Source organism: Stieleria sedimenti (genome assembly GCF_025060895.1).
Lineage (GTDB): Bacteria > Planctomycetota > Planctomycetia > Pirellulales > Pirellulaceae > Stieleria > Stieleria sedimenti.
This window is the reverse complement of the sequence record NZ_JANZKV010000134.1, coordinates 1-10,902: the sequence shown is the minus strand read 5'-3', so window position 1 is coordinate 10,902 and position 10,902 is coordinate 1. Positions and strand designations below refer to the sequence as shown.

7 protein-coding genes are annotated in these 10,902 nt (G+C 59.5%); 4 read left to right on the top strand and 3 right to left on the bottom strand.

Annotation, left to right across the window (positions count from 1 at the left end; genetic code table 11):
• Window positions 1-124 precede the first annotated feature (124 nt).
• Both zwf and bcp read right to left on the bottom strand, forming a co-directional pair.
• Entirely contained in the window at window positions 125-1,585 is a 1,461-nt protein-coding gene (zwf, locus tag NZK35_RS17200; protein WP_259633770.1) for a glucose-6-phosphate dehydrogenase, read from the bottom strand.
• A 263-nt stretch (window positions 1,586-1,848) separates the two neighbouring features.
• Window positions 1,849-2,319 carry a thioredoxin-dependent thiol peroxidase gene (gene bcp, locus NZK35_RS17195; RefSeq protein WP_259633769.1) on the bottom strand — a complete coding sequence of 157 codons (471 nt, stop codon included), beginning with the start codon at window positions 2,317-2,319 and terminating at the stop codon, window positions 1,849-1,851.
• Window positions 2,320-2,518: 199 nt separating this feature from the next.
• Here bcp and NZK35_RS17190 point away from each other — a divergent pair, with 199 nt between their 5' ends.
• The 4 genes from NZK35_RS17190 (at window position 2,519) to NZK35_RS17175 (ending at window position 7,360) form a co-directional block, all read left to right on the top strand.
• On the top strand, window positions 2,519-4,969 hold the full coding sequence (locus tag NZK35_RS17190) for a prolyl oligopeptidase family serine peptidase (protein ID WP_259633768.1): 2,451 nt from the start codon (window positions 2,519-2,521) through the stop codon (window positions 4,967-4,969).
• Window positions 4,970-5,151: 182 nt separating this feature from the next.
• On the top strand, window positions 5,152-5,535 hold the full coding sequence (locus NZK35_RS17185; protein ID WP_259633767.1) for an FtsX-like permease family protein: 384 nt from the start codon (window positions 5,152-5,154) through the stop codon (window positions 5,533-5,535).
• Window positions 5,532-6,308: an ABC transporter ATP-binding protein gene (locus tag NZK35_RS17180; RefSeq protein ID WP_259633766.1), complete on the top strand. Its 777-nt coding sequence runs from the start codon at window positions 5,532-5,534 to the stop codon at window positions 6,306-6,308. The genes NZK35_RS17185 and NZK35_RS17180 overlap by 4 nt, the downstream gene beginning before the upstream one ends.
• Window positions 6,305-7,360, top strand: coding sequence for an HlyD family secretion protein (locus tag NZK35_RS17175; protein ID WP_259633765.1), 1,056 nt, complete (start codon window positions 6,305-6,307; stop codon window positions 7,358-7,360). Before NZK35_RS17180 ends, NZK35_RS17175 begins: the two co-directional genes overlap by 4 nt.
• Before the next feature lie 143 nt (window positions 7,361-7,503).
• Here the strand turns inward: NZK35_RS17175 and NZK35_RS17170 are convergent, their stop codons facing one another.
• A complete protein-coding gene (locus NZK35_RS17170; RefSeq protein WP_259633764.1) occupies window positions 7,504-10,548 on the bottom strand; it encodes a serine/threonine-protein kinase in 3,045 nt (1,014 codons plus the stop codon).
• Between the last annotated feature and the right edge of the window lie 354 nt (window positions 10,549-10,902).

Below are 10,902 nucleotides of genomic sequence, written 5' to 3'. Positions count from 1 at the left end.
TCACAAAACCGACAGACCGCTCGCGCCGTTCCGCTAACACCTTTTGAGCGAAAGTAGATGGCATTGAGCTGGCGCCACCTGGTAACGCGGTGAAGCACTTGCTTCACTGCCTACCCCACCGGGGTCAGGGGTGGGTGAGCACCGGGCAAACGTCGAACCATTCGCGATGGTGTTGATTGCCCATCCACTCGTTGGCTTCGGGCGGCCCCCATAGTCCAGGTTCATACTGGAACAGCTCCGGCGCCGCGGGGCTGCGCCAGGCGGCCAGGATCGGGTCAATGATTCCCCAGGCCAATTCAACTTCATCGCTCCGAGCAAACAAACTCGCATCACCAAGGATGGCATCCAGAAGCAGCCGTTGGTAAGCGTCTGGCATGTCGCCTTTGGATGTTTGGTTGAAATCAAAATCCAGCGTACTGGTTCGCGTCTTCATCTCGCTTTCAGGCACCTTGGACTCGAAGTGCAGCTGAATTCCCTCGGCGGGCTGGATTTGGATGACCAGCCGATTGCCGACAGGGCTACGCGTTTTTTGACCGAACAGAATGTGGGGCACGTGGCGGAACTGGATCACGATCTGGGTGGTCCGGCACGACATGCCTTTGCCGCTTCGCAAGTAGAACGGAACGCCCTTCCATCGCCAGTTGTCGCAATACAGTTTGAGCGCCGCGTAGGTTTCGGTCTGGCTGTCCGGGGGCACGCCTTCTTCGTTCAGGTAGCCGGCGTATTGTCCGCGGACGGTGTCGGATGCGAACGCGCCGCCGGTCATCTTGCGCACGCTGTGCAGCACTTTGACTTTCTCGTCACGCACCAGCGCCGCATCGTACTTTGCCGGCGGTTCCATCGCGGTGATCATCATCAATTGCAGGATATGGTTTTGGAACATATCTCGCATGATTCCGGCGCTATCGTAGTAGCCGGCACGGCGCCCGATGATGACTTCTTCGGCCACGGTGATTTGGACGTGATCGACATAGTTGCGATTCCAAATCGGTTCGAAGATCGAATTGGCGAATCGTAGCGCAAAGATGTTTTGGACGGTTTCTTTGCCGAGGTAGTGGTCGATCCGATAGATTTGGTCTTCGCGAAAGACCTTGTGAATCGAATCATTGAGTGCGTGGGCGGTAGCCAGGTCCGTTCCGAAGGGTTTTTCAATGATCACTCTTCGGAAACCGGCATCATCATCGGCTAGTCCGGCTGCGCCGAGTTGCTTGATCGCTTCCTCGTAGAGCTGGGGCATCGTCGAGAGGTAGTACAGACGTCCGGCGCGTTCGCCCTGTTCGATTTCGTCCAGGAATTTTCCCAAGGCGTCGAAGTCGGCGGCTTCTTTGATGTCGCCGGGCTGGTAGTAGACGTGCTGACTGAATTCGTCCCAGGATTCCGCGTCGAAGAGTTTTCCGGCAAATTTCGCCGTCGACTCGCGGAGCGAGTCACGGAATTGCTGGTGCTCAAATCGTGATCGTGAGACGCCCACGATCCGCATCACGCTGTCTAATTTGTCTTTTTTGAACAGGCTGTAAAGCGCTGGAATCAATTTGCGACTTGTCAGGTCGCCCGAGGCACCAAAAATGACGATCGTATGAGCCATGGCTAAGGCAAATGCAGCGCGGAGAGAATGGGGTTCGCGACGCCTGAGCGTTCACTCGAAGCGTAGCCCGCGGAGAATCTCGGTGCCAGGGGACGTGTTCCCGGCGGAAGGCACGCCCCGGTGAGGCAGGACGGGGGACGACGACCTTTCCAGGCCGTCGAAAGGATTCGCGCGACGGCCCGGAAGGGCTGTCGTACGTGGGGACACCGGTTCGATGCGTCTTCCGTGCATCCGTCATCCCACGGACGGCGGGTCAGGACGCCTTAAAGCTCAGCCAAGGCGTCGATGACCTGTTGGTCGTGCCCGTCGACTTTGACCCGCTTCCAGACCTTGGCGACTTTCCCGTCGGCATCGATCAGGTAGGTGCTGCGCTGGATCCCCATGGATTTCTTGCCATACATGTTCTTTTCACGCCAGGCCCCATATTTCTCCAGCATCTCGTGCTTCTCGTCGACCAGCAGCGGAAACGGCAGCGAATACTTGTCACGAAATTTGGTGTGGCTTTCGGCGGAGTCGGCGCTGACGCCAAACAGTTGGGCACCCAGTTTCTTCATTTCGTCATATCGGTCTCGAAACGCACAAGCTTCTTTCGTGCAGCCCGGCGTGTCGTCACGTGGGTAGAAGTACAGCACGACGGGGCCACCTTTGAGGTCGCTCAGTTTGACCTTGTTCCCTTGGTCATCTTTGAGTGTGAATGCAGGAGCCTTGGTGCCGGGTTCGAGCCAATCAGCCATCGATGAAATCCTCTGAGAAAAAAAACACGAATCGTCGCGTCGGTAAGTGTTCAGGGAGTGTACCGAAATGTCCAGACCGGGGGGCATTCGTGTCGGCAGGGGGTGAGGGCGGTGTCAGCAGGGCCATTTCGGAAAGGAATCGAGCAGCTAAACTGCGGCCTGGTCCGATTCGTTCTCGGTGTCGTCGAGGGTCTTTGCGTTGCGTGCTTCAGCCTTTGTGTTTGTCGTGTTTGGACTGGGTGTGTGCGGCCCGGTGAATTTGCAATGCCTGCGGGCAGCCGAGGGTGACTTGGAGGGTCGCAGCCGGACGATCAACCAGCGGATCGTTCCCGAGTGGATCGATGACTCGCGGTTCACGTTCACCGTGCAGGCAGCCGACGGAACGATGTCGATTCGATCGGTCGACGCCACGACGGGCGAGATCACGACGGTCGAGCCAGGCTCTGATCTTGATCCCGACGATGCCCTTCGCGGAGGGCCGCTGCCTCGCTCGCAGCCGTCGGCCCTGGAGACGAGTGTCGAGTTTGTTAACGAATCGGACAAGACGGTGCAGCTGTTTTGGATCGACACCAACGGGAAACCTCGACCCTACAGCAACCTGGCCCCTGGCCAATCCTTTTCCCAACACACCTTCGCCGGACACGCTTGGATGGTGAAAGCCTCCGGTGGCCAATTCTTCGGCAGCACCATCGCCCAGTCGCCGCCGACTGTCGCGCGGATCAAAAAAGAATTTGAAGCGCCGAAGTCAGTGTCTCCTCGAGACCCACGTTCACGCCGCAACCGGATGGACCGAGACACGGGCCGTATTCCATCTCCCGACGGAATGTCTGTGTTGCAGTCTTCGCCACACGGAATACGTCTGCGGGTCAACGGTTCCGACGAGGTTCGCTGGGTCGACCTGGACTTCGGCTCCATCGATGGCCACGACATCGTGTCTCCGTCCTGGTCGCCCGATGGCGCGGTGGTTGCTGCCTGGAAAGTGGAACGCAACGATCCGCCAGAAACCACTACGATCGAATCATCGCCCGCCGGCGGTGGACGGGCCAAAGTCCGTGCCCGCCCCTACCGGCTGCCGGGCGACAAGTATGACGTGTTTGAGTTGTTTCTGTTTGATGCGGAAACCGGCGAGCGGCTAGAAACCGAATTGCCGCAGATTGATTTCGGACGTCCGCGAATCCGCTGGTTCGGGAAACATCAATTGGCGATCGAGAAAGTGGATCGCGGACATCAGCGCGTTCGGTTGTTTGTGATCGATCCGCAGGAACAGACGGTTCGGACAGTGATCGATGAAAGCTCGAAGACATTCATTTGGACCATGCATGGGCCGCAGGTTCCATTATTCACGTATTTGGAAAACACGGATGAGGTGATCTACGCCAGCGAACGGAGCGGGTATCGGCATTTGTATTTGGTGGACCTAGCGGATGGGGTTGAGGAGGTTGCTGAGCGCGGCGAGGCAAACCGAGGGCAGCCCTCCCCTCGTTCCGCTCGACCCTCCCTGAGCGAGGGTGCCCTGCGGGCGATCACGTCGGGGGATTGGTTGGTGCGTGAGATCGTGCGGATTGATGAGCATGCCCGGACGTTGGACTTGATGGTCGGGGAATTTTACGACGACCAGGATCCGTACCACCAACATCTTGTCCGCGTCGGGTTCGATGGCAAAGGATTGGTGGCGATCACTCAGTCCGACGGCGACCACTCCGTTCAATTCTCACCCGATGGCCGGTTCGTGGTGGCAACACACAGCCGCGTCGACTCGCCGCCGGTTCATGAATTGCGACGCGCCGACGACGGAAGCCTGGTCAGGGAACTGGTGCGCGCCGAGCGGGTCGGCAAAGACCCGTCAAATTGGTCGGTGCCGAAAGTGTTCCATGCCGCAGGCCGTGACGGCGAAACCCAGATTTGGGGAAACCTGTATTTCCCGGCGGACTTTGACCCGAGCTTAAAAGATCGCTACCCGGTGATCGAAGCGATCTACGCCGGGCCCCATGATTCTCACGTCCCCAAACGTTACTCGCATTCGGCGCGTTACCAAGAGCTGACGGATCTGGGATTCGTGGTGGTGCAGATCGATGGTATGGGGACGGCAAACCGATCGAAGAAGTTTCACGACAGGTGCTGGCACAATTTGAAGGACGCCGGGTTCCCCGATCGGATCGCCTGGATGAAGGCCGCAAAAAAAGAATTTCCGGCGATCGACTTGTCACGCGTCGGGATCTTTGGCACCTCCGCCGGCGGCCAGAACGCCTGCGGCGCCCTGTTGTTTCACGGCGACTTCTACAAAGCCGCCTATGCCTCCTGTGGCTGCCATGACAATCGCATGGACAAGGCGTCATGGAACGAGCAATGGATGGGCTATCCGGTGGGTGAGCACTATGCCGGCAACAGTAACCTGGAATCTGCCGAACGGTTGCGCGGGGACTTGTTCTTGGTCGTCGGCGAACTGGACAGCAACGTGCCGCCGGAGTCCACCTATCGGTTGGTCGATGCGTTGGTCAAAGCGGAAAAGGATTTTGAGTTCTTGATGATCCCTGGAATGGGGCACAGCGACGGGGGCAGCTATGGGCGCCGACGGATGCGGGCGTTTTTCGTCGAGAAGCTGAAACCGGGCAGTGACAGGCATGAGCTTGGCGACGAGTCGGCAGAATGATGTCAGCGGGGGGAGGAAACGCGAGCTGGTTAAAATACCGCGGGTGCTGATTGACGCACGAATTGTTCTAGATGCGAGCTGAGAAATCCGTTAAACGCAGGAACACTCAAGTTTGACGATTAGGCGGTCGATACTACCGGGGAAACCCTAAAGACCGCTGCTCCTCCCTCCATTCCTGTGCGATGCGTTGGAACCTTGCCTATCGCACCCTTTTCCACGACCGCGGCAAGTTGATTGCCGGACTGGTCCGGGTGATCTTGTCTGCCATGGTGCTCGACCGAATCAACGAGTCCGCGACACTGCGGGCGATCGGGCTCAGCGAACGTGAACTGCTGTCCATCCTGGCGTTTCAGTCTGCCCTGGTTGCATCGATCGGGATCGCGATCGGGGTGGTGATTACCGTCACCCTGCAAACGCCGCTCAGCACACCGCGGGCAACGATCGAAATTCCATTGATGTTGTCTATCGGATGTGGCGTCTTGATTTTCGCGATCTGCTTGTTCGCGGCCGGCTTGCCTTCTCTGCGCGTTCGACGGATCGACCCCTACACGGCATTGCAGTCATGACCATCACCAACACCGGCACGACCGTCAACACGCCGATCGACGTTCCCGTCGGTGTTCGGCATGGCCAGGGACTTGTGCCCGAGCCGACGAAGCCTGCATTGACAACTCATGCGTTGGAAGCCAGAGCGATTGCGAAATCGTACGTGATCGGCGGTCAGTCACGCCCGGTCCTGGACGGCATCGATTTTCACGTCGATCCGGGGGAGTGCGTGTTTTTGGCCGGGCCGTCAGGGAGCGGCAAAACCACGCTGCTGTCGATCCTGGGGCTGCTGCTGACATCGGATTCCGGCCAGCTTCTTTTCAAAGCACGCCGCGTCGACGGTTTGACGGAAGTCGAACGCACGCTTGTTCGCCGTGAACGGATCGGATTCGTATTTCAACGGTTCCAACTGATCAACGGATTGACGGCCGAAGACAACGTTTCGATTCCGCTGACGATGGACGGAATGCCGCTTCGTGATGCCCGTGATCGCGCCGCCGAATTGCTGTGCCGGATGGGGCTTGCGGATCACCGGAAAGCGCTGCCGACGTCGATGAGCCCCGGCCAATGCCAGCGAGTTGCATTGGCGCGCGCCGTCATCGGGCAACCCGAATTGATCTTGGCCGACGAGCCGACGGCGGCACTGGATGGCACGTCGGGAAGGGCCGTCATGGAACTGTTGAACGAATTGACCAAAGAATACGCCAGCTCGACCGTCGTCGTGACGCATGATCCGCGGATCTATGAGTATGCCGATCGGATCTGCGAAATGGAAAACGGGAGATTCAAATGAGACAGCTGTTTCTCGCTGGAGCATTCGCGGCGCTCGGGACCGGGATCTTGATCATCGCCGATCAGCACCAAAAATCAAATTCCCGACCCACGTCGCTGCCCGAACTCTCGCCAGCGGTCGCGACGAAGACGTCGGTGCATGCCGCCGGCCGAATCGAAGGAACGACCGAAAACGTTTTGATTCGGCCGCACTTTCCCGGTCGAATCGATTCGGTCTCGGTGTCACGAGGGACCCGCGTCGAGAAGGGGCAGGTGTTGTTCCAATTGGAATCCAAACGCTATGAAGCGCAACGAGATCTGGCGTCGGCGATGTTGTCCGCCGCGCGCGCCAAACGGATGCGATTGATCGCCGGAGCTCGAGAGAGCGAAATTGAAGCGGCGAAGCAGGAAACCGTTGCGGCGGAGGCTCGTTATGAAAGTTCACGAACTCGATTTGAACGGGCCAGCAAATTGTTTTCCCGCAACGCGCTCAGTTCGCAATCGCTGGAGGACTATCGCGCCGAACATGATACGAACCTGGCGTTGATGTTGGCCGCCCGCGAACGCTACATGACGATCAAAGCGGATCCCCGCTTGGCCGACTTGATGGCGGCCGATGCCGAAATCGCTTCGGCCGAAGCCACGCTGGAGATGGCTGAGATCGATCTTCAGCGTTGTTCAATCCTTTCGCCTTGCCCGGCCATTGTATTGGCCGTGGACATGAATCCCGGCGAGTGGATCAGCCCCGAGATGCCTGAGCCAGCCTTGGAATTGTCGAACACCGAACGCTTGCGCGTGGTTGCCGATGTGGACGAGCGGGACGCGTTGACGGTTGCTCGGGGGCAAGCCTGCGAAGTCACTGCCGACGCGATGCCCGGACAGTTTTTCTCCGGAGTCGTCGTCGAGATCGAACCGAGAATGGAACCGAAAAAGATCTATGGCGGTTGGGCGGGCGAACGCAATGAGACGCACACGCGACGCGTTTGGATCGATTTGAAGACCGACGCGACGCTGCCGATCGGGCTGCCGGTTGAAGTGATGATCTCCGCCGCCTCGGCGATGTCCCCGCGGTAGGTCACGCGGTGCGTGACCGAAGGCACCTGAACGTGTTAGCGGAACGGCGCGAGCCGTCCGGTCGCGCTTCATCAACACCGTGACAGACCGGAGGGCTCGCGCCCTGCCGCTAACAACGGACACCCCGTTGGGTGTCAACGCGTCTACGGCAGGGACGGCAGGTCGGGTTCTTGGAACCCGAAATAGATCGCTCCGTCTTGGCGATAATGGGTCGGCGTCAGACGATGATAGGTTTGTGATCTCGGACGCACCGAGGACCAGCGTACCGACCATCTCGGTCGGCGTTCATCGATCCACGGCAGCGACTGCGCCGCCAATTCTTCCATCATGTAAACCGACGTGTTGCCGGCCAGATCGGAGACCGAAAGCAGCGGGTCGCTCAGCGTCGGGGCGCCGACGTAGGCGTTGTCTTCGCCGCGAAGTTTCAAATAAGGTCGCTCGGTCGCAAGTGTTTCCACCCCAATGATCTCGACATGCGGCTGGCCGTCTTCAATCAGGAACACGCACTGATTGGCTTCTCGTTCAATCGGGACCGGGAAAATCCCGTCTGGGCCCAGCCGCATTCGGACCAGTCCCCGGGGGATCTCTGCGGTGACGTTGGAGAGCGACAACTGGATCGGGCTGGCGATCGGCGTCGGAAGCCGACGCGCACCAGAGGTGTCAATCATGCGGCCACTAATCGCGAGCAATCCGTTTTTCCAAACCAGCTGCAACGCGGCGGCATAGTCCATCTCGACCAGGGTGGCTTCACCGCGCACCACCGCGTTGTCCAACTGGATCGCCACCAATGGCAACGCATCCTCGTTCGGGTTGAGGATTCGGCCGGGCAGGGTTTCCGAATCCGGCAGGGCTTTGGGGTCGGTCACGATCTGGAAAAACGACACGCGGTCATGGATCGCTTTGTTGACCAGGGTGAACGTACAATTCTGGAATCGGGTCAACCGGTTGTCGTTGAGTACGAACATCGAGCCGCCATCGACTTGTTCCTGGGCAAGTTCCCAATGAAAGTCCAGGTTTCGAAATTGGGTGCGATGGTTGCCGATGTTCAACATCTCGCTGCGGCCGATCGCCAGCGTGTCGGTGGAGACCATTCGAATCGCTGTCCGTCCTACCGTGGACTCGAAGACCATGTTGTCTTGGGGAATGGTCAATGGCCCGGTGACCAATTCCTCCGTCGCCAGTTCCACGCGTCCGACCCCGAATCGCATGGCCAAGTCGATCGCGTCGGTGAGCGTCGCGACGAGGATCGCGCCGTCGGTGTCACGATCGATCTGGTCGACTCGCATGGAAAGCGCTAACAGACTCGGCGAAACCACGCGGACGGATTGTGGAGCCGGTAATTCCGCCGGCATGACGGGGCGGGTCGGCGAGACAACCGGTGCTGATCCATTCGGCTTGTTCATCCGAATGGCTTCCGGGATTCCCGTACCGACCGCAGATCCCGCGGCGGCCAAACCACCGGCGGCCGATGCCGACAAGCCGGCCGTCGTTGAATCGAATTCTGCCTCGTCCCCTTCGTTGGGCGTCATCGCGGTGTTGTCTTCGAAAGAAGCCGCGGGCAGGTCATCATCGCTGCCCAACATGTCGGGGAGCGGCAAACGTGCACCGAAGCTGGGTGGCCGAGCTGCCGCTTCGGAAACATCGTCCAGATTCATGCCCGGTTCGACCGGCGGCGAATCGATCGTTCCGGGGCCGACGCGATCCGCTTGGCTCGTCGATCCATCGGGGGGTGATGAATCGGAACCGTTCGATACCGGATTGCTGTCGGAGAATGTACCCGAGGGCGACGGGGGCAAGCGGTCGGAGTCGGAGCCGTCGGATCTCGCGGCATCGGCGCCCGATCCGCCTGTATCGGACGGTGGCAAGGACGGTCGCGTCGACCCTGTTCGACTGAGCGACGCCGGTCGGTTGATCACAAACGCATCACGGGTCGCGGTCGATTGTAATTCCAAATACCCGCCGATCATCAGAATCAACAACGCCGCGATCATCCATGGCAAATGCAATTGCAGACGCTGTAAGCCTTCGTTTCCCGAGGGGAGAGTCACCACAGCGATGGATTGGGCGCGTTTTAATTGAAAACGATACGCCAGTTCGCTGAGATCGGCCAACAAGTCGCGCGCATTTTGATACCGGGACTGCGGGTCTTTGGCCATCATCCGATGCATCACCGCGGTCGCTTCGTCTGGCAAATCCGGACGCAGCGCCTTCGGGTTGGGCAACGGGGCGTTGCCGTGGCTGATCAGCTTTTGCAGCATCGTGCCGCCGGTGTAGGGCGCTTCGCCGGTCAGCATGAAGTAGAAAGTACAGCCGAGCGAATAAAGGTCGCTGCGGATGTCGGCGTCGCGCGGATCAAAAGCTTGTTCGGGCGAAATGTAGTCAAACGTTCCCAGCGTGACGCCGCTTGCGGTCATGTCTTCGCTGAGATCCAGGTTGTCGCTGCGGGCCAGCCCCATGTCGACCAGCTTGACCGAACCGTCTTCGGAAACCAGGACGTTGGACGGTTTGATGTCGCGGTGCACGATGCCACGTTGTGATGCATGGTCGAGCGCTTCGGCGACTTGCGAGGTGAAGACGACGGCATCATCGAGCGAGAGCACGCCGTGGTGGTCCACCAGATCGCGGACGTTGGTCCCATTGATGTATTCAAAGACGATGTAGTGCCAATCGTCGTAGTTGCCGGCATCGAAGACGCGGGCGATTCGGGGGTGATCCAACTTCGCCGCATTTTGTGCTTCATTGCGAAACCGTCGTTGCAGCTCGGGGTCGTTTCCGACAAACGGGATCACCTTGAGCGCGACGATACGATCGAGTTGTTGATCATGGGCTCGAAAGACGGCGCCCATGCCGCCGCCACCGATCAACGCCTCCAAAAAATATTGATTCAGCTGCTCGCCGACCAAGACCTTGGCGATGTCCGCCGGCGTCCGGCCGCTGCCGGCACTCTTGGGTTGCCCCGAAGCGGCCTGGCGGATCACCGTTTTGGCTTCTTCCAAACCCGGCGCGACGTCCTGCACCGCTCCCTCGCCGTCGACGTGCTTGACCGATTTGCCCTTGGGCGAACGCCGCACCGCAAATACCTCATCCGTGGTCGGGTCGAGTTCCGGCGGTTGACGCGGACCGTCGGCCGACTGCCCGGGCGTTCGGTGGACGGTTGAATCGCTAGCCGTTGGTTCTTGGTTTTCCATCGCCGGACGTCAGAGGAGCACGCGCAAAATGGACGCGTGGAACCGGCCCGCGCCCAAGAAAATCCGTCATTCTGCTCGCACCGGCCTAGACCCGAATCCTACTCGTGCACCGCAGGCCGGTCAACGAAATCCGCCGCCGGAGTGCCTCCCGGGGTGCTGCGGCGGGCCGGATTTGCGGGTCCATCAGGTCGCTTGGCGGACGATTCGTCCCACCCGCCGGTGGCTCACGCTTCGATGCCACCTATTTTGACGCCAAGCGGGGGTTTTTGTTAGCGGTAGGGCGCGAGCCCTCCGGTCTTTTACGGTGTTTTTGAAGCGCGACCGGACGGCTCGCGGGTTGTCGATTTAGTCGGG